This window comes from Kribbella italica (assembly GCF_014205135.1).
GTDB lineage: Bacteria > Actinomycetota > Actinomycetes > Propionibacteriales > Kribbellaceae > Kribbella > Kribbella italica.
In genome coordinates this window covers 3530448-3548334 of sequence record NZ_JACHMY010000001.1, presented here as the reverse complement: position 1 = coordinate 3548334, position 17887 = coordinate 3530448, and the positions used below count along the sequence as shown (strand labels likewise).

19 protein-coding genes are annotated in these 17887 nt (G+C 70.1%); 8 read left to right on the top strand and 11 right to left on the bottom strand.

The genetic code is table 11. The annotated features are described in order from the left end of the window. Positions 1–34 precede the first annotated feature (34 nt). Complete coding sequence (locus HDA39_RS16400; protein WP_184796074.1) at positions 35–1042, top strand: sugar phosphate isomerase/epimerase family protein; 1008 nt, start codon at positions 35–37, stop codon at positions 1040–1042. A gap of 189 nt (positions 1043–1231) precedes the next feature. Here the strand turns inward: HDA39_RS16400 and HDA39_RS16395 are convergent, their stop codons facing one another. Then, positions 1232–2422 (bottom strand): MFS transporter, encoded by a 1191-nt coding sequence (locus HDA39_RS16395; RefSeq protein ID WP_202893016.1) that lies wholly within the window; start codon positions 2420–2422, stop codon positions 1232–1234. Positions 2423–2466: 44 nt separating this feature from the next. Here HDA39_RS16395 and HDA39_RS16390 point away from each other — a divergent pair, with 44 nt between their 5' ends. Next, positions 2467–3129, top strand: coding sequence for a FadR/GntR family transcriptional regulator (locus HDA39_RS16390; protein ID WP_184796072.1), 663 nt, complete (start codon positions 2467–2469; stop codon positions 3127–3129). Here HDA39_RS16390 and HDA39_RS16385 read toward each other — a convergent pair. Then, on the bottom strand, positions 3113–4270 hold the full coding sequence (locus tag HDA39_RS16385; protein WP_184796071.1) for an MFS transporter: 1158 nt from the start codon (positions 4268–4270) through the stop codon (positions 3113–3115). The genes HDA39_RS16390 and HDA39_RS16385 overlap by 17 nt on opposite strands. Positions 4271–4336: 66 nt before the next feature. On the opposite strand from HDA39_RS16385, the gene HDA39_RS16380 reads away from it, so the two are divergent. Further along, positions 4337–5113 carry a DeoR family transcriptional regulator gene (locus tag HDA39_RS16380; RefSeq protein WP_184796070.1) on the top strand — a complete coding sequence of 259 codons (777 nt, stop codon included), beginning with the start codon at positions 4337–4339 and terminating at the stop codon, positions 5111–5113. Continuing rightward, positions 5110–6273, top strand: coding sequence for an MFS transporter (locus HDA39_RS16375; RefSeq protein ID WP_184796069.1), 1164 nt, complete (start codon positions 5110–5112; stop codon positions 6271–6273). Before HDA39_RS16380 ends, HDA39_RS16375 begins: the two co-directional genes overlap by 4 nt. A gap of 13 nt (positions 6274–6286) precedes the next feature. Here HDA39_RS16375 and HDA39_RS16370 read toward each other — a convergent pair whose 3' ends face one another. Together HDA39_RS16370 and HDA39_RS16365 are read right to left on the bottom strand one after the other, a co-directional pair. Continuing rightward, on the bottom strand, positions 6287–7393 hold the full coding sequence (locus tag HDA39_RS16370; RefSeq protein WP_184796068.1) for a trans-sulfuration enzyme family protein: 1107 nt from the start codon (positions 7391–7393) through the stop codon (positions 6287–6289). Between the two features lie 19 nt (positions 7394–7412). Next, positions 7413–8012: a TetR/AcrR family transcriptional regulator gene (locus tag HDA39_RS16365; RefSeq protein ID WP_184796067.1), complete on the bottom strand. Its 600-nt coding sequence runs from the start codon at positions 8010–8012 to the stop codon at positions 7413–7415. 74 nt (positions 8013–8086) lie between these two features. On the opposite strand from HDA39_RS16365, the gene HDA39_RS16360 reads away from it, so the two are divergent. From HDA39_RS16360 to HDA39_RS16345, 4 genes are read left to right on the top strand one after another with little or no spacing between them, the layout of a single operon-like run. Then, positions 8087–9292: a cytochrome P450 gene (locus HDA39_RS16360; RefSeq protein WP_184796066.1), complete on the top strand. Its 1206-nt coding sequence runs from the start codon at positions 8087–8089 to the stop codon at positions 9290–9292. Then, positions 9289–9480 carry a ferredoxin gene (locus HDA39_RS16355; protein ID WP_184796065.1) on the top strand — a complete coding sequence of 64 codons (192 nt, stop codon included), beginning with the start codon at positions 9289–9291 and terminating at the stop codon, positions 9478–9480. The genes HDA39_RS16360 and HDA39_RS16355 overlap by 4 nt, the downstream gene beginning before the upstream one ends. Beyond that, entirely contained in the window at positions 9480–10622 is a 1143-nt protein-coding gene (locus HDA39_RS16350; RefSeq protein ID WP_184796064.1) for an NAD(P)/FAD-dependent oxidoreductase, read from the top strand. The genes HDA39_RS16355 and HDA39_RS16350 overlap by 1 nt, the downstream gene beginning before the upstream one ends. Positions 10623–10680: 58 nt before the next feature. Continuing rightward, a complete protein-coding gene (locus HDA39_RS16345) occupies positions 10681–11814 on the top strand; it encodes a D-alanine--D-alanine ligase (protein ID WP_184796063.1) in 1134 nt (377 codons plus the stop codon). Positions 11815–11832: 18 nt separating this feature from the next. Here the strand turns inward: HDA39_RS16345 and HDA39_RS16340 are convergent, their stop codons facing one another. The 7 genes from HDA39_RS16340 to HDA39_RS16310 form a co-directional block, all read right to left on the bottom strand. Continuing rightward, complete coding sequence (locus HDA39_RS16340) at positions 11833–13071, bottom strand: MFS transporter (RefSeq protein ID WP_337925766.1); 1239 nt, start codon at positions 13069–13071, stop codon at positions 11833–11835. Then, the gene (locus HDA39_RS16335; protein ID WP_184796062.1) at positions 13068–13592 is read right to left on the bottom strand and encodes an ArsR/SmtB family transcription factor; all 525 of its coding nucleotides are present in this window, start codon (positions 13590–13592) and stop codon (positions 13068–13070) included. The genes HDA39_RS16340 and HDA39_RS16335 overlap by 4 nt, the downstream gene beginning before the upstream one ends. An 81-nt stretch (positions 13593–13673) precedes the next feature. Continuing rightward, entirely contained in the window at positions 13674–14879 is a 1206-nt protein-coding gene (locus tag HDA39_RS16330) for an RNA polymerase sigma factor (protein WP_184796061.1), read from the bottom strand. Further along, positions 14879–15295 (bottom strand): YciI family protein, encoded by a 417-nt coding sequence (locus HDA39_RS16325; RefSeq protein ID WP_184796060.1) that lies wholly within the window; start codon positions 15293–15295, stop codon positions 14879–14881. The genes HDA39_RS16330 and HDA39_RS16325 overlap by 1 nt, the downstream gene beginning before the upstream one ends. A 109-nt stretch (positions 15296–15404) precedes the next feature. Further along, on the bottom strand, positions 15405–15854 hold the full coding sequence (locus HDA39_RS16320; protein ID WP_184796059.1) for a DUF6463 family protein: 450 nt from the start codon (positions 15852–15854) through the stop codon (positions 15405–15407). A 79-nt stretch (positions 15855–15933) separates the two neighbouring features. Further along, positions 15934–16587, bottom strand: a complete 654-nt coding sequence (locus tag HDA39_RS16315; protein ID WP_184796058.1) for a response regulator — start codon at positions 16585–16587, stop codon at positions 15934–15936. Position 16588: 1 nt separating this feature from the next. Continuing rightward, entirely contained in the window at positions 16589–17827 is a 1239-nt protein-coding gene (locus HDA39_RS16310; RefSeq protein WP_184796057.1) for a sensor histidine kinase, read from the bottom strand. Between the last annotated feature and the right edge of the window lie 60 nt (positions 17828–17887).

The following is a 17887-nucleotide window of genomic DNA, read 5'->3' as shown; positions in this document are numbered from 1 at the left end:
GTACAAGATCCCTTCACCCTGAGGAGCACCGCGGATGCCACGCCCGATCACCCTGTTCACCGGCCAGTGGGCCGACCTGCCGTTCGAAGAGGTCTGCGAGTTCGCCTCGTCGGCGGGCTACGACGGCGTCGAGATCGCCTGCTCCGGTGACCACTTCGACGTCCAGCAGGCGATCGACGACCCGAACTACGTCCAGACCCGCAAGGACATCCTGGACAAGTACAACCTCAAGGTCTGGGCGATCTCGAACCACCTGGTCGGCCAGGCGGTCTGCGACGACCCGATCGACTTCCGGCACCAGGCGATCGTGCCCGGCCGGGTCTGGGGCGACGGTGACGCCGAGGGGGTCCGGCAGCGGGCGGCCGACGACCTGAAGAACACCGCGCGGGCCGCGGCGAAGCTCGGCGTCGACACGGTGATCGGCTTCACCGGCTCGTCGATCTGGCAGTACGTCGCGATGTTCCCGCCGGTCCCGGCCGAGCGGATCGACGCCGGGTACCAGGACTTCGCCGACCGGTGGAACCCGATCCTCGACGTGTTCGACGCCGAGGGCGTGCGGTTCGCGCACGAGGTGCACCCGTCGGAGATCGCGTACGACTACTGGACGACGACGCTCGCGCTGGAGGCGATCGGGCACCGCGAGGCGTTCGGGCTGAACTGGGACCCGTCGCACATGGTGTGGCAGGACATCGACCCGGTCGCGTTCCTGTGGGACTTCAAGGACCGGATCTACCACGTGGACTGCAAGGACACCCGGATGCGGACCGGCGGCGGGCGCAACGGCCGGCTCGGTTCGCACCTGCCGTGGGGTGACCCGCGGCGCGGCTGGGACTTCTACTCCACCGGTCACGGGGACGTGAACTGGGAGGACTGCTTCCGCGTGCTCAACTCGATCGGGTACGCCGGGCCGATCTCGGTCGAGTGGGAGGACGCGGGGATGGAGCGCAAGGTCGGAGCCGCGGAGGCTGTGAACGTGATTCGCAACCTGGCGTTCGACAAGCCGGAAGCCGCCTTCGACGCGGCGTTCGCGACGGACAAGTAGTCAGTCGGCGGCGACTACTTGTCGGTGGGAGCAGCGACGGACAAGTAGCTGCGACGGGCGAACTACTTGTAGGTGGGAGCAGCGACGGACAAGTAGCTGCGACGGGCGAACTACTTGTAGGTGAAGGCCTACAAGTAGTTGGCGCCGACTGGTGCTCGGTGCCGTGTGCGAGCGCGGGCGACGAGGTTGTCAGCGGTAGTCGCGGCCGGCGGCGACGCCCAGGGCCAGCTGGATCGCCGCCAGGGCGGCGAAGACGATCAGGGCGGCGTCCCAGCCGCCGGTGTGTTCGGTGATCAGGCCGGCGGCGACTGGGCCGCCGGCTGCCAGCAGGTAGCCGACGGCTTGGGCCATGCCGGACAGCTGGGTCGTCTCGTGGTGACTGCGGCCGCGGATGCTGATCAGCGAGAGTGCTGCGACCAGGGCGGCGCCTTGGCCGAGCCCTGCGAGTACCACCCAGAGCAGCGCGAGCTGGGGGAGCAGCAGGAGGCCGAGCAGGGCGATCAGGATCGGCAAGCTTGCGGTGATCGTGCCTGGGCGCTGGTTGGTCGGGTGCTTCATCAGCCACGGGATGCTGAGGCCGCCGATCAGGCCGAAGACCTGGAACAGGAAGATGTGCACGCCGGCGGTCCGCTCGGAGACGCCGGTCGAGATCTCGATGGTCGGCAGCCAGTTCACGAGCAGGTAGAAGCTCGTCGACTGCAGGCCCATGTAGAACGTGACCAGCCACGCCATCGGCTGCCGCCAGACGCTGACCGGCGGTGCCTCGTCTGTCGTCGGCGCTGGTGGGACAGGCGCAGGCGAGATCGTGCGCGGGAGCCAAACGAGAGCGACCAGTACGGCGAGACCGCCCCAGATCGCGAGTGCGAGCCGCCAGCCTGCGGCGTTGGCGATCGGTACGGCGACGAGCGAGGCGATCGCGGCGCCGCCGGTGATGAACGCGGTGTAGACGCCGGTCGCGCGGGACACGTTGGCGGCGTAGTCGCGCTTGAGGATCACCGGGACCAGCACGTTGCCGACGGCAATCGCGGCGCCGACCACGACCGTGCCGATCCACAGGCCGGCCAGGCCGGTGTACGGGCGGGCCGCCGTACCGACGGCGAGGACGAGCAGGGAGACGAAGACCGTCCGCTCCATCCCGAAGCGGCGGGAGAGCAGATGGACGAGCGGCGACGCGAAGGCGAAGGCCAGCAGCGGGAGCGTGCCGAGCAGGCCGAGCATGCCTTCGCCGAGTTGCAGGTCGACGCCGATCCGCGGGAGGACCGGGCCGACGGCCGTCAACGCCGGCCGAAGGCTGAGGGCGACGACGAAGGCGGTCGCGATGACGAGCGGTGAGGCCTGTCGAGCCGCAACGACTTGGGGGGATCCGGCGGGCGAGGGCACGGTGGCTTCTTTCCTTCGGTCTGTAGATGTCCTACATTTACAGTATGTCATTGGTACGGCAGGTGCCGTTGGTGGTCCAGGTCTCGGAGCAGTTCCGGGGGTTGATCGAGTCCGGGGAGTGGCCTCGGGGGGAGCGGATCCCGGGGGAGAACCAGCTCGCGACGGAGCTCGGGGTCAGTCGCGGGACTGTTCGGGAGGCGCTGCGGTCGTTGAGTCTGACCGGGCTGCTGGAGCCGCGGGTGGGGGACGGCACCTATGTGCTGGCGACCGACGAGATCAGCGGCGTACTGCTGCGGGACGAGCTGTCCGAGCTCGACTACGTCTTCGATGCTCGCGCGGGGATCGAGGCGGCGGCTGCCCGGCTGGCCGCGGGACGTCCGAGTGCCGGCCGGATCAAGGGGCTGATCGCTGCCCTCGAGGCCCGCGACGCCGCCCATGACGCGAGCGATCTGGACGCCTTCGTCGTCGCCGACACCGCGTTCCACCGCGGTGTCGTCGAGGCGTCCGGGAACCCTCTCCTGCTCCGCCTGTACGACGCGATCGGCGATCTCCTGGTCGAGTCGATCGAGCAGTCCGCGAGCTTCCCCGAGCACCCGCAGCTACGTGCGGCCCACCTCGACGTCTTCGAGGCGATCGCCGCCGCCGATCCGGACGCGGCCGCGCGCGCGTCGTACGCGCTGATCGAGACGGTCAAACAGAGTCAGTGACCGTACGCCGAGGTGCGAGCACCGGCGCGAACAGCGCCAGCCCGGTCGCTAGGACGGTGACGACGATGAACGACAGCGTCAGGCTGCTGGCCTGCGCGATGCCGCCGATGATCGACGGCGCGACCAGGCCGGACGCGTACGTGACCGTGGCGACGCCGGCGATGGCCTGGCTGGGATTCGGACCGGCCTTGCCTGCCGCGGCGAAGGCCAGCGGCACGACCACGGCGATGCCCAGACCGAGCAGCCCGAAGCCGGCCATCGCGGCGGCCGGATGCGGAGCCAGTACGACGAGTACGCCGCCCAGCGTCGCGATCACCCCGCTGACGCGGACCGTCCGGACTGCGCCGAACCGGTCGACCACGGCGTCGCCCACCAACCGGGCAACGGCCATCGTCAGCGCGAACCCGGTCGTCGCACCGGCGGCGACGCCGGCCGAGGTGGTCAGCACGTCCTGCAGGTACACGGCCGACCAGTCCAGGCTCGCGCCCTCGGCGAAGACCGCGCAGAAACCGACGGCACCGATCAGCAGCGCGGACTTCGGCGGCAGCGCGAAGCGAGGTGGCGCTTCCTCGTCCTCGGCCGGGTGGAGGTTGAGGACGTACTGGCAGACGACCGCGCCGATCGCGGTCAGGACGACGGCCATCACCAGGTGGTGCAGCTGCGCGCTGATCTCGAGGTGCGCGGCGACCGTCCCGATCCCGGAGCCGATCAGGGCGCCGACGCTCCACATCCCGTGCAGGCCGGACATGATCGACTTCCCCATCCGGTGCTCGACCTCGACGCCGATCGCGTTCATCACGACGTCGGCCATGCCCGCGGTCGCGCCGTACACGAACAGCGCGCCGCACAGGGTGGCCAGGTTCGGCGCGAGCGACGGCAGGATCAGCGCGAGCGTCCAGAGCGCGAGCAGCCCGCGCAACGCCGTACGGGATCCGAAGCGGTGACTGACGCGCGCGGCCAGCGGCATCGCGATCGCGGCCCCGAGTGCGGGGAACGCGAGGGCCAGGCCGAGCTGACCCGGGCTCACGCCGGCGTGGTCCTGGATCCACGGCACGCGGGTCGCGAACGACCCGGTCACCGCGCCGTGCACGCAGAACACGACAGCCACCGCGAAGCGGGCGCGCCGAACCTCGTCGATCATCAAGGGGAGTCCATATCAACAGGCGGAATGTTTGAACGCACAGAAAGAAATGTTAGATTCAATGCCGTGAAGAGTGCCGAGCGTCAGCGTGTCATCGTAGAACGGCTCCAGGGCGCGCCGCGGATCGCGGTCGCCGAACTGGTCGAACTGACCGGCGCCTCGGACATGACGGTGCGCCGCGATCTCGACTACCTGGCCGCGCAGGGCGTGCTGAAGCGCGTCCACGGCGGCGCGGTCTCGTCGATGCCGGCCGGCGTCGAGCCGCCGTTCGCCGCGCGCTCGACGGCTGCCATCGCGGCCAAGCAGGCGATCGCCGCGGCGGCCGTCGACCAGTTGCGCGACGGCGACTCGATCATTCTCGACAGCGGTACGACGGCGCTCGAGGTGGCGCGACAGCTGCGCGGCCGGACGATGACGGTGATGCCGTTGTCGTTGCAGATCGCGCACGAGCTCGTCGACAACCCGGGGATCCGGCTGCTCCTGCCCGGCGGCGAGCCGCGCAAGGGCGAGCAGGCGCTGGTCGGGCCGCTGACGCTGGCCTCGCTGCGCGCGCTGCGCTTCGACGTCGCCGTACTGAGTCCGTGCGCGTTCAGCCTGGAGAGCGGGCTGACCGCCTTCGACCTGGGCGACGCCGAGGTGAAGCTGCAGGCGCTCGCCGTCGCCACTCGCTCGATCGCGCTGGTCGACGGCGCGAAGTGGGACCGGGCAGCACTGGCCTACGTCTGCCCGGCCGACCGACCTGACCTGATCATCACCGACCCGTCGGCCCCGATGGACGAGCGAGCCGCGCTGGCCGAGCGCGGCGTACTCGTCCAGGTGGCCGGAGAGGACCAGAACTCTTGAGCACGCTCGTCGCCGCCCCACCGCGGGCGGCCCGGATCGCGACCTGGGTGTACTTCGGCGTCAACGGCTTCGCCATCGGCCTGTGGGTCGTGCACATCCCGAACATCGAGCACGCGACGGGGATCACCCACAGCACGCTCGGGCTGCTGCTGCTCGTCCTCGGTGGCGCTGCGTTTCTCGGCATGCAGGTGGCCGGGCCGTTGGCCGACCGCGTGGGACAACGTCGGCTGGTCCCGGCGTCGGGGGTGCTGCTCGGGTTGTCGCTGTTCGGGCCTGGTCTGACGGATTCGTGGTGGACGCTGGGGCTGACGTTGATGGTGCTCGGGTTCGCCAACGGGTCGCTGGACGTCGGGATGAACGCGCACGCGGTGGTGGTCGAGCGGGCGTATCCGCGGCCGATCATGGCGGCGTTCCATGCGATGTGGTCGATCGGCGGGGCGATCGCTGCGTTGATCGGGGCGATGACGTTGCGGGCCGACGTACCGACCGAGGTGACACTCGGCGCTTGTGGGGCGTTGCTCGTCGTGGTCTCGCTGATGACTGGGCGGTTCCTGATCGAGGCGGAGGTGCCGGAGGAGCATGACGAGGATGACGTGCCGTCGAGCAAGCCGCCGGCGAAGTTGGTGTGGGCCCTTGGTGGGTTGGCTTTCGGGCTGATGCTCGCGGAGGGTGTCGCGAACGACTGGGCGGCGCTGCAGTTCCGTGACGTGCTGGGGACCTCGACCAGTACGGCGGCCTATGCGTACGGCGCGTTCGCTGTCGCGATGACGATCGGGCGGTTTGCCACGGATCGGGTTGCGGCCGTGATCGGGGCGATGGCGATCGTCCGGTACGGCGCTGCGCTGGCCGCGGTCGGGTTGACGATCGTGATCGTCAGCCCGTGGGTCGCGGTCGCGCTGGTCGGGTGGGCGTTGTTCGGGCTCGGGCTGGCCGGGGGTGTGCCGCAGTTGTTCACGGCGGCGGGGAACTTGGATCCGCGGGCGTCGGGGGCGTTGATGGCTCGGGTCGTGGGGCTTGGGTACGTCGGGTTGCTGGCCGGGCCGGCGCTGATCGGTGGGCTGGCGCATTGGATGCCGTTGAACGTGGCGTTCATCTTGCCGGTGGTGCTGTGCGTGCTGACGGTGATCGGCGCGCCGGTGCTGCGGAAGCCGAAGGACTAGGGCGGCGTACGGGTTAGGCCTTGAGGGCTTGGTCGAGGTCGGCCCAGAGGTCGGCGGGATGCTCGATGCCGACGGACAGGCGGATCAGGTCGGCGGGAATCGTGGGGACCTCGGCGGGCCAGCGGCGGCGGCGTTCGAGCATGGACTCGACGCCGCCGAGGCTGGTCGCGTGGACCCAGAGCTTGGTGGATTCGCAGACGCGCTGGGCGCCGTCGGCGTCGCCGCCGAGTTCGATGGCGAGGATGGCGCCGAAGCCGGACATCTGGGCCTTGGCGCGTGCGTGGCCGGGGTCGTCGGGGAGACCGGGGTAGCGGACGCGGGTGACGCGCGGGTGCTCCAGCAGGCGGTCGGCGAGGAAGGCGGCGTTCGACTGGGCGCGGTCGAGGCGGAGGGCGAGCGTGCGGAGGCCGCGCAGGCCGAGCCAGGCCTCCATCGGGCCGGGGATGGCGCCGAGGTTGCGGCGCTTGGACTCCAGGGTCGTCCAGAGGTCGTCGTTCGCGGTGATGATCGCGCCGAGGACGACGTCGGAGTGGCCGGCGATGAACTTGGTCGCCGAGTGCATCACCAGGTCGGCGCCGAAGGTCAGCGGGCGCTGGAGCAGGGGAGTGGCGAAGGTGTTGTCGACGACGACCAGCGCACCGGCCGCGCGGCCCGCGGCGCAGAGCGCGGGGAGGTCGGCGACCTCCATCGCGGGGTTGGTCGGCGACTCGATCCAGAGGAGGTCGGCGCTCTCGACTGCCGCCGAGACCTCGTCGGTGTCGGCGATGTCGACCCGCTGCAGGTTCAACCGGCCGGTCGCTGCCTGCTGGTCGAGCAGACCCAGTACGCCGCTGTAAGCGTGCTGCGGCGCAACCACCAGACCGCCGACAGGTACGAGGTCCATCACCGCCGCCGCGGCGGCCATGCCGGAGGCGAAGGTCAGACCACGACCACCTTCGAGCTCGCCCAGGGTCTTCTCGAGCGCGGCCCACGCGTCGTTGTCGAACCGCCCGTAACCGCGGTCACCGCCGGCGATGTACGTCGAGCTGAACACAGGCGACCCACCGAGCGGCGCGTTCGGCACCCGCTCAGGACGCCCGGCATGCACGACAACAGTGGACGGATCCAGGTCAGAGGTCATGCCTGGATTGTGTCAACTGTCAGCGCGGGGCTCTGGGGAGGGGGATCGCGTTGTCGCGGAAGAGGTGGAGGGTTTCTTGGGCGAGTTGGTTGACTGTGGGGCCCTCGGGGTGGTCGACCCAGGTTTCTACGACGATCTCGATGATGTTCATCGTGATGCCGGCGGCGAGCTTGGCGGTCAAGGGGGTGCCGTCGCCGGCTCCTCGGCGTACCAGTTCGACGGTCAGTTCCTTGCGCCAGCGCCAGATCGCGTCGGTCAGGTGGGCGCTCAGGGACGGCGTCTGGCCGGCTAGTTCGTAGACCGCGCGGACGCGCTCGGGGTTGCTCTCCATCTGGTCGAGGACCCGGGCGATGACGTGTTCCAGTGCGTCCGGCACCTCGAGGTCGGTGGGCTGTTCGCGGAACCAGTCGAGCGCGCCGAACAGGCTGTTCTCGACGAACTCGAGAACGAGCGTCTCCTTGGTCGGGAAGTACCGGTAGAGCGTGCTCGGCCCGACCTCCGCCGCGGCGGCGATCTGCTCCACCGTGGTCCGGCCGAAGCCGTGGTCGGTGAACAGCTCGAAAGCCTTGTCCGAGATCAGCCGGCGGGTGCGTTCCCGCTTCAGCTCACGAAGCCCCATCGTCCCAACGTACTGCCTTTTGAAAAGCAGTACTGACAGTCATATGGTAGTCACTGTCATATTATGGAGGTTCGATGACTGCCTTTCCACACATCCGGCCGAGCGAGTGCCCGTTCGACCCCGCCACCGGGTACGCCGACCTGCTGGCCGATGACCAGCCCACCAAGGTGTCCACTCCGCTCGGCATCGACGCCTGGGTCGTCAGCCGGTACGACGAGGTCCGCGAGGTGCTCAGCAATCCGAACCTGAGCTCCCGCTCGGCTCCCTCGGCCCACATGTCCCCGCACGCGGACCTGGAGCGCGAGGTCGACTCCGGCTCGATCCTGCAGAACGACGGCGAGCGCCACGCCCACCTGCGCCGCCTGCTGACCGCCGAGTTCACCGTGAAGCGCGTGCAGGCGCTCCGGCCGCGGATCGTCGACCTGATCGAGCAGCACCTCGACCAGATGCTCGCCGCCGGCGGACCGGTCGACCTGGTCGAGCAGTTCGCGCTGCCGATCCCGTCGCTGGTCATCTGCGAGCTGCTCGGCGTCCCGTACGACGACCGCGAGCAGTTCCAGCACTGGTCGGCGCTGCTGCTCTCGGTGAAGCGCACCCAGGAGGAGCAGCTGGAGACCAGTGAGGAGCTCCAGCAGTACATGGCCGAGCTGGTCAGGTCGAAGCAGGAGGATCGCTCCGCCGACGACCTGCTGAGCCGGCTGATCACCCGGGCCGAGGACCAGGGCACACCGCTGACCGTGCCCGAGCTGGTGTCGATCGGCATCACCCTCTTGATCGCCGGCCACGAGACGACGGCCAACATGATCGGCCTGAGCACGCTGGCCCTGCTGCGCGACCCGGAGCAGCTGGAGCACCTGCGCGAGCACCCGGAGATCGCACCGGCGGCGGTCGAGGAGATGCTGCGCTACCTGACCGTCGTGCAGTTCGGCCTGTTCCGGCACGTGCTCGACGACATCCCGATCGGCGACGAGACGGTCAAGGTGGGCGAGTACCTGATCGCCGCGATCACCGCCGGGAACCGCGACACCAGCGTCTTCCCGGACCCGGACCGGATCGACCTGACCCGCAAGGCGTCCGCGCACCTGGCCTTCGGGTTCGGCCCGCATCAGTGCCTCGGGCAACAACTGGCCCGGGTCGAGCTGATCGAGGTCTACACCCGGCTGTTCCGGCGGATCCCGACGCTGCGGCTGGCGGTGCCGTTCGAGGACATCCGCTTCAAGCACGACGCGCTGGTGTACGGGCTGGCCGAGCTGCCGGTGACCTGGGAGGCCGGCCGATGAACGTCGAGATCGACCAGGAAGGCTGCGTCGCGGCTGGGCAGTGCGTGCTGGCGGCGCCGGACGTCTTCGACCAGCGCGACGAGGACGGCGTCGCCGTACTGCTGCGTGAGCCACTGGCCGACGAGTACGACGCGACCCGCGAGGCCGCCCTGCTCTGTCCGGCCCGGGCCATCGCGCTGAGCGAGTGATGGAACGTGTAGTCGTCGTCGGAGCCTCGGCCGCGGGCTCCACGACCGCGCAGACGCTGCGCAGGGAGGGCTTCGCCGGAGCCATCACGGTGATCGGCGACGAGCCGCATCTCCCGTACGACCGCCCGCCGCTGTCCAAACAGGTCCTGCTCGGCAGCTGGCCGGTCGAGCGCACCAGCTTCGGCCCCAGTACGACGTACGCCGAGCAGGGCATCGACCTGCGACTCGGGTCGCGTGCGGCCGGCCTGGACCTCTCGCGACGAGTCGTCGAGCTGGCGACAGGGGAGGAGGTCGGCTGGGACCACCTGGTCGTGGCTACCGGGGTCCAGCCGCTGCAGCTTCGGGAGGGGCATCACCTGGCCGGCGTCCACCTGCTGCGGACGCTGGACGACGCGGTGGCGCTGCGGAAGTCGCTGGTCGACGCCTCGGCGGTAGTAGTCGTCGGTGCCGGTTTCCTGGGGTCGGAGACGGCCGCTGCGGCTCGGCAGCTCGGCTGCGAGGTGACGCTGGTCGACCTGGCTCCCGCGCCGATGGCTGTGCAGCTGGGGGCTGAGGTGGGCTGGATGATCGCCGAGCTGCACGCGGCGAACGGCGTACGGGTGCTTGGTGGGTCTGGTGTGACCCGGCTGCTCGGGGAGTCAGCGGTGGAGGGCGTCGAGCTGGCGGACGGGTCGGTGGTGAAGGCGGATGCCGTCTTGGTTGCGGTGGGCACCCGCCCATTAACCGACTGGTTGGTTACATCAGAGTTGCCTTGTGGGGATGGTGTGCTCTGTGAGGACACGCCGGCCGGAGTGCATGCGGCGGGAGACGTGGCTCGGTGGAACAGCGCGCGGTTCGGGGTGTCGCTGCGGCTGGAGCACCGGTTCAACGCGACCGAGCAGGCGGTCTGCGCGGCGCGCCGGATCCTCGGGCAGGACATCGGGTTCGATCCGGTCCCGTACTTCTGGACCGACCAGTATGACGCCCGGATCCAGGTCTACGGCGTCGTTCCCCCGGATGCGCGACTGGTCGTCGTACAAGGCGATCCGGGCGCGCGGAAGTTCCTGGCGCACTACGTTTCCGGCGGTCGCGTGAGCGCCGTCCTGGGCTGGAACATGCCCCGCGAACTGCGGTCCGAACGGGCGCTACTGACAGCAATCTGAAGGGATCTTTACCGAACCCCGGTCAGGATCGGTCGGCGGTGACGCTATCGTCGAGCCGGTGAGTGAGTTCTCGAAGGACGAAAAAAGCAAGCCCCGCGTCGCCGTCGTTTTCGGTGGCCGGTCGAGCGAGCACGCCATTTCCTGCGTCACCGCGGCCAACGTGCTGCAGGCGATCGACCGGGACAAGTACGACGTGGTGCCGGTCGGGATCACGACGTCCGGACACTGGGTGCTGGAGAGCGGCGACCCGGACCGGCTGTCGATCACCGACGGCAAGCTCCCGGAGGTGGACGTGACGGCGGCGCCGGTGCTGTTCGGCGCCGACCGTGAACTGGTCGTCTCCGAGCCGGACCAGGTGCCGAGCACGCTCGGCGAGGTCGACGTGGTCTTCCCGCTGCTGCACGGACCCTGGGGTGAGGACGGCACGCTGCAGGGCCTGCTGGAGATGTCGGACATCCGGTACGTCGGGTCCGGCGTACTGTCCAGCGCGGTCGGGATGGACAAGCACTACATGAAGGTCGTCTTCGCGGCGGCCGGGCTCGAGGTCGGTCCGTACGTCGTGATCCGCGACCGCGACTGGCTGCGCGACCCCGCGGCCTGCCGGTCGGCCGTCGAGGCGCTGGGCTTCCCGGTGTTCGTGAAGCCGGCCCGCGGTGGGTCGAGCCTGGGGATCAGCAAGGTGTCGTCCGCCGGTGAGCTGGACGCGGCGATCGCCGAGGCGCGCGCGCACGACCCGAAGGTGATCGTCGAGGCGTCGGTGAAGAACCCGCGCGAGATCGAGGTCGGCGTACTCGGTGGGCTGAACGGCGGGCTGCCCGAGGCGAGTGTCTGTGGTGAGATCGCGATCTCCGGTGGTGGACACGACTTCTACGACTTCGAGACCAAGTACCTGCCGGAGGGCGAGGAGTACACGGCGCTGTCGGTGCCGGCCGAGCTGCCGGACGAGGTGGTGGCCGAGATCCGCGCGAAGGCGCTGACCGCGTTCGACGCGATCGAGGCCGAAGGGCTGGCGCGGGTCGACTTCTTCCTGGACGGCGACGGCCGCGTGGTGATCAACGAGATCAACACGATGCCCGGGTTCACGCCGACCAGCATGTTCCCGCGGCTGTGGGCGGCGTCCGGGCTGGACTACCCGGCCTTGGTCGACCGGCTGCTGACGCTCGCGCAGACACGGCCGACCGGGCTGCGCTGAGCTGCCGTCGGGGCTGCCTCATCCGTTGATCGTTTCGTCCGCCGCTGCCGTCGCGCGGGGAAGGTCGCGGACCGAGCGTGACGCCAGCGGGATCAGCGCGATGACGACGTACGCGAAACCGGCGACGATCATCACCGGCTGGATGCCGACGGCCAGGCCCAGCGGGCCGAACGCCAGCTGGCCGATGGGGATCGCCACGAACGAGCCGAGCATGTCGTACGAGTAGGTCCGCGACAGCATCTCCTCCGGGACGTGCTCCTGCATGGCCAGATCCCAGCCCAGGTTGAAGATCTGGCTGCCGATCCCGGCCACGAACGTCGCCAGCATCGCCGTCACGAGCAGCGGCTCGAACCCGAGCACGAGCAGCGGTACGCCCGACAGGGCCACCGCGAGCATGCCCCAGCGCAGCGGCCGGCGGAACGCGAGCCGGATCAGGATCAGCGAGCACACCAGGTACCCGACCGCCTGGGCCGAGCGGATCAGTCCCCAGCCGGCCTCGCCGATGCCGGTCTGCGTGGCGAGGACCGGACCGAGGGTGTCGAACGCGCCGCTGGTGATCGCGTTGAGCAGGGAGAACGAGGCGACCACCGCCCACAGCCAGGTCGTCGTCCGGAAGTAGGTCCAGCCTTCGCGCAGATCGGCGACCAGGCCTTTGCTCACCTTGCCCTCGGCCGGGCGCGGGATGCGGACGCGGGTCAGGATCAGTGCGGCCAGCAGGTACGTCGCACCGTCGACCGCGAGCGCCCAGCCCGGCCCGACCACGACGACCAGGACGCCGCTGAGGGCCGGGCCGAGCACCATCAGGGCGTTCTCGGGGACGGCGACGACGAGGTTCGCCGCCTTGAACTGGTCGCGCGGGACGAGCTGGGGGAGGATGCCGGCCAGCGCCGGCATCCGGGCCGCGGTGGCCGTTCCGTTGATCGCGGTGAGCACGACGAGGTACCAGATCTCGGCGGTGCCGGTGATCACCAGACCGGCGATCGCGAGCTGGCTGAGACCGGAGATGACGTTCGTCGCCTGGATCACCAGCGTCCGGCCGAACCGGTCGGCGATCACGCCGCCGGCCAGCAGGAACACGACCATCGGGATGCTGTGGGCGGCCAGCACCGTGCCGAGGGCGCCGGGGGAGTCGCTGACGTGGAGCACCGCGAACGCGAGCGCGACGCCGGCCATCGTCGTACCGGCCCGGTCGATCAGGCGGGCCATCCAGTAGGAGCGGAAGTTCGCCTCGCGAAGCGGGGCGAGGGCCTCGTTCACGATCGCGCCCTGCGGGTCATCTCGAAGATCCAGGAGGAGGCGCTGACGTGCACCGTGCCCGGCGTACGGGGTGGTCGGTTGTTGTCGTGCAGCAGCAACGAAGCCTCCATCAGCAGGGCGCGGACGCGGTCGTGGACCTCGGGCGGCACCCACGCCTCGAGGTCGCTGTAGTGGTTGCGCCCGGTTCGCTTGCGCTGCCGCAGGCGCCGCTCGAGCTCGCGGGCGAGGGCGCGCAGCTCGGGGATCCTGCTCTTGGTGACCGTCTGACGACGCTGTCCACGGTCCTCGTGCGGGTAGCGGTAGCGCTTGGCGACGCCGCCGCGGATGCGTTCCTCGCCGGCCTCGACGATCGAGTTGGACTCGTGCAGCAGTCGCAGGTGGTACGACGCGTTCGCGTGGGTGAGGTCGAGCTCGCGGGCCACCTCGGCGGCGCTCATCGCCGTACCGGTGAGCAGGGACATGATCCGCAGCCGGACCGGGTGGGCCACCGCGCGCAGTTCCTTGATCTCGTCGTCGGCCATCGCGTTCTCACTCCCCAACAAGTCTTGGGGGGAACGATGCCTCTCGGGGTGCTCGACTGTCAAACAGTTATTGGGGAGTGGTCAGAGGCCGGCGAGCTTCTTGTTGAGGTAGCGCTGCTGGGGGAGGCTCGTGGCCAGTTCGGCGGCGCGTTGGTACGCCGCCCGGGCGTCGGTGGGGTTGCCGGACATCTCCAGCAGGTGCCCGCGGACGGCGTACAGGCGGTGGTCGCTGGTCAGCCGGGGATCGGTGTCGATGGTGGCGAGCAGGTCGAGACCGGCGGCCGGGGACTGGGCCATCGCGACGGCGACGACGTGGTTCAGCGCGGTCATCGGGTTGTCGGTGAGCTGCAGCAGTACGCCGTACAGGGCGGCGATCTGCGGCCAGTCCGTCTCGGCGGCGGTGGGCGCCTCGTCGTGGACGGCGGCGATGGCGGCCTGGAGCTGGTACGGGCCGAGCGGGCCGCGGGGGAGTGCGGCGGTGATCAGGGCGATGCCTTCGTCGATCGCTGGACGGATCCAAAGGGAGCGGTCCTGCTCGTCCATCGGGATCAGTTCGCCGGACGGACCGGTGCGCGCCGGGCGGCGGGCGTCGGTGAGGAGCATCAGCGCGAGCAGGCCGATCACCTCGGGGTCGTCGGGGAGCAGGCCGTGCAGCATGCGGGCGAGGCGGATCGCCTCGGCGGTGAGTTCGACGCGGTGGAGCTGCGGGCCCGTCGTACTGGCGTACCCCTCGGTGAAGACGAGGTAGACGACCTTCAGTACGGCGTTGAGGCGGTCGGCGTGGTCGGGCGGCAGCGAGAACCGCGCGCCGCTGGCCTTGACCGTCTGCTTCGCGCGGGTGATCCGGCGCGTCATCGTCGCCTCGGTGGTCAGGAACGCGCGGGCGATCTCGGTGGTGGTGAGACCGCCGACCGCGCGCAGGGTCAGCGCGATCTGCGACGACGGCGACAGCGACGGGTGGCAGCAGAGGAACAGCAGGATGAGCGTGTCGTCGGAATCGGTGACCGGCTCCTGGGGTACCGGCGTCCACAGTTGCTCCCGGCGTTGCCGAGCCTGCTCCGCGCGGAGGAGATCGGTGAGCCGCCGCGCCGCGACGGTGATCAGCCAGGCCCGCGGGTTGTCGGGCTGCCCTTCCTGCGGCCACTGCTTCGCTGCCGCGAGCAGGGCTTCCTGTACGGCGTCCTCGGCGGTGTCGAAGTGCCCGTACCGGCGTACGAGTGCACCGAGGACCCGCGGCGCCAGCTCGCGCAGCAGGTCCTCGATGGGCTCGGCGGTGGGGTGGTCCATCAGCCGATCAGGTCGTCGCGTCCCTCGACGACCGGGCGGATGTCGGCGTACGCGGTGGTGCGGACGGACTCCGGCGCCGGCGTGTCACCCAGCCGCGACGCGATCTCGACCGCGCGGTCGAACGAGTCGCACTCGACGATCCAGTACCCGGCGAGGACCTCCTGCGTCTCGGCGTACGGGCCGTCGGTGACGACCGACTCGCCGTCCTTCGACCCGATCCGCCGGGTCAGCACCGGCGCCGCCAGCCCGCGGGTCTCGACCAGTTCGCCGGACTCGGCCAGGTCGGCGTTGAACTTCTCCATGAACGCCCCCATCGCCGCGAAGTCCGCCTCGGTCCAGGCCGCCTTCCCGGTGTCCTTGCCCGCCATCCCGTCGTAGTCCTGCTGCGACGCGTAGCTCAGGATCATGTACTTCATGTTCGTCTCCTCGGTCGGCGAGTGACACCACTGTGGCGCCTCTCACCCCGTAGGTCGACGCTCCCACGCAGAACCGGACACGCCGCCGCGAGAAGTTTCAGCCGAGGGATCAGGGTCGGCGACGGCCGGTCCAGCCGCCCGCCGCGAGCAGTACGCCGATGCTCAGCAGGACGATCGTTCCGAAGTCGAAGCCGCCCAGCAGCCCGATCAGCACGGCCCACAGGACCATGCCCCCACCCAGCCAGCCGGGAACGCGTTGGCCGCGCCGGGTCAGCCAGGTCACCAGCGAGCCGAGCAGGAGGATCGGTACGCCGAAGCTGCCTGGGCTGAACCAGAAGGCCTCCGCCACGGCCATCCGGTCGGGCGACGGATCGAGCGTGACGGTCTTGAAGAACCCTTCGTCGATGATCTGCGCCCAGACGTCGCGGCGCATCACCACGGCGGCTGCGGTGTGGAAGACGCCGGCGCTGATCGCGAGCACGCCGCCGCAGGCGGTGAGGTCGCGCCACCAGCGGCGGCGGGACGTGGCCGGTTCGGGTTTCGTGTCGATGAGTGGCATGGCACCAGGCTGCGCGTCGTACCGGTGGAAAGCGTCCGCCGTGGGGCGTGACCCGCTCACCCGAAATGATGAGATCGAGCTAGCCCGGACGGACGAGCCCGTTGTCGTAGGCGAAGATCACCGCCTGGACCCGGTCACGGATCTCGAGCTTGGCCAGCAGATGGGCGACGTGGGTCTTCACGGTCGCCTCGGACAGGAAGAGCCGCTGCGCGGTCTCGGCGTTGGAGTGGCCCTGAGCGATCTCCAGCAGGACGTCGCGCTCGCGCGCGGTCAGCCTCTGCAGCAGCGGGGAAGTCACCCGCCCGGCCCCCGCGGTCGCGAGCTGGTCCAGCAGACGGCGGGTCGTGGACGAAGCGATTACGGCGTCGCCGGCGTGGACGGCACGGATCGCGTGCAGCACCTCGGCGGCCGACGCGTCCTTGAGCAGGAACCCACTCGCACCGGCGCGCAGCCCGGCGACGGCGTACTCGTCGAGGTCGAACGTCGTCAGCACGATCACCTTGGGCGCGTTCGCGCGGGCGGTCACCAGCCGGGTCGCGTCGACGCCGTTCAGGTTCGGCATCTGGACGTCCATCAGGACGACGTCCACCTGCGTCTCGGCGAGCCGCGCGACCGCCTCCACTCCGTCGGCGGCCTGCAGGACGATCTGGATGTCGTCGGTGGCGTCGACCACCATGGCCAGGCCGACCCGGACCAGCTCCTGGTCGTCGACCAGCGCGACTCTGATCGTCATCTCATCCCTTCCTGTCGCGGACGCGGAACTCCGCACGCACCCTGAAGCCGCCGTCGGCCGGACCGGCCTCGAACGTACCGCCCGCGGCGTGCACGCGCTCCTGGGCGCCCCGCAGACCAGCGCCGGCTCCTGGCACCGTCGGTCGGTCGCCGGAGTTCCCGCCGTCGTCCTCGACGGTGATGACCGATGCCTGGGGTGAATGCGCGACCGTGACGGCGATCGCGGGGTCCGAGCCCGCGTGCTTGACGCTGTTGGTCAGTGCCTCCTGGACCAGGCGGTACGCCGCTGTCGCCGCGCTCGGCGTCATGGCTTCAGGCGTGCCCTGCTCGACCAGGCGGACGTCGACACCTGTCGCGCGGAGCCGCTCCACCAAGGCCGGTATCGCGGCAAGGGAGGGCTGCACGGCCTCCTGCGGAGTCGCTTCCCGCAGGACGTGCAGAGTGCCCCGCATGTCGGTGAGCGCTTCCCGTGCGGTGCCGGCGATGACGGACAGCGCCTGGGCCGCGCGTTCCGGCGACTTGGCGGCGATCGCCGCGCCGCCTTCGGCCTGGCGCGCGATGACCGCCAGCGAGTGGGCCACGATGTCGTGCATGTCGCGGGCGATGCGCTGACGTTCACCGGTCACGGCCCGCTCGGCGGCGTCAGTAGCCTCCTCGACCAGCCGCTGCCGCCGCTCGAAGTGGGAACGGCCCATCGACCAGGTGCCGGCCACGGCGGCCAGCAGGGCGAGCAGCGCCAGCAGCAGCGTGAGCCAGCCCGCGGGAAGTGCGCCGTACGCCGTGGCGGTCCGTGCGGTGCACAGCACTGCTCCGGTCACGCTGATCCCGAGGGCGATCAGGCTCTTGAACGGAGCACACTGCGCGGCGACGGCGTACAGGAGGATCAGGTAGACCGCGGACGTCGGGAGAAAGAACAGCGGGATCTCCATCTCGTCACCCGCTCCAGCCAGCCCCAGCCCCGCCGGCCGAATCGTCGTGTTCGGCAGGGCCACCGTCACCGCCATCGCCAGACCGGCCACGACGAACGCCGCTTCGGTGGCGATCCGCCGCAATGCGACCGTACCCAGCAGCACGACCCCGCAGAGCCCGGCCGTCCACAACGCCCAACCAGGCGACGTGGCGGCCCGGAGGATCTCCACCGACGGCGGCCCGACCACCGCCCCGACCGCAAGCGCAAGCAGACTGTCCGGCACGACCGGGTGCGCCCGCACCCACCGATCCGCGCGGCCGCTCGAAGTCATGGCACGATCGTAGGGCCCGGCACGAGCGGAGTGCTCGAGGCTGGAACTGCTTCCTCGTGG

Bases quoted from the DNA above. Each gene is read 5' to 3' on its own strand.
- HDA39_RS16400 (WP_184796074.1), top strand. From the start codon at position 35: ATGCCACGCCCGATCACCCTGTTCACCGGCCAGTGGGCCGACCTGCCG.
- HDA39_RS16390 (WP_184796072.1), top strand. From the start codon at position 2,467: ATGTCATTGGTACGGCAGGTGCCGTTGGTGGTCCAGGTCTCGGAGCAG.
- HDA39_RS16385 (WP_184796071.1), bottom strand. From the start codon at position 4,270: ATGATCGACGAGGTTCGGCGCGCCCGCTTCGCGGTGGCTGTCGTGTTC.
- HDA39_RS16370 (WP_184796068.1), bottom strand. From the start codon at position 7,393: ATGACCTCTGACCTGGATCCGTCCACTGTTGTCGTGCATGCCGGGCGT.
- HDA39_RS16365 (WP_184796067.1), bottom strand. From the start codon at position 8,012: ATGGGGCTTCGTGAGCTGAAGCGGGAACGCACCCGCCGGCTGATCTCG.
- HDA39_RS16360 (WP_184796066.1), top strand. From the start codon at position 8,087: ATGACTGCCTTTCCACACATCCGGCCGAGCGAGTGCCCGTTCGACCCC.
- HDA39_RS16355 (WP_184796065.1), top strand. From the start codon at position 9,289: ATGAACGTCGAGATCGACCAGGAAGGCTGCGTCGCGGCTGGGCAGTGC.
- HDA39_RS16350 (WP_184796064.1), top strand. From the start codon at position 9,480: ATGGAACGTGTAGTCGTCGTCGGAGCCTCGGCCGCGGGCTCCACGACC.
- HDA39_RS16335 (WP_184796062.1), bottom strand. From the start codon at position 13,592: ATGGCCGACGACGAGATCAAGGAACTGCGCGCGGTGGCCCACCCGGTC.
- HDA39_RS16330 (WP_184796061.1), bottom strand. From the start codon at position 14,879: ATGGACCACCCCACCGCCGAGCCCATCGAGGACCTGCTGCGCGAGCTG.
- HDA39_RS16325 (WP_184796060.1), bottom strand. From the start codon at position 15,295: ATGAAGTACATGATCCTGAGCTACGCGTCGCAGCAGGACTACGACGGG.
- HDA39_RS16320 (WP_184796059.1), bottom strand. From the start codon at position 15,854: ATGCCACTCATCGACACGAAACCCGAACCGGCCACGTCCCGCCGCCGC.
- HDA39_RS16315 (WP_184796058.1), bottom strand. From the start codon at position 16,587: ATGACGATCAGAGTCGCGCTGGTCGACGACCAGGAGCTGGTCCGGGTC.
- HDA39_RS16310 (WP_184796057.1), bottom strand. From the start codon at position 17,827: ATGACTTCGAGCGGCCGCGCGGATCGGTGGGTGCGGGCGCACCCGGTC.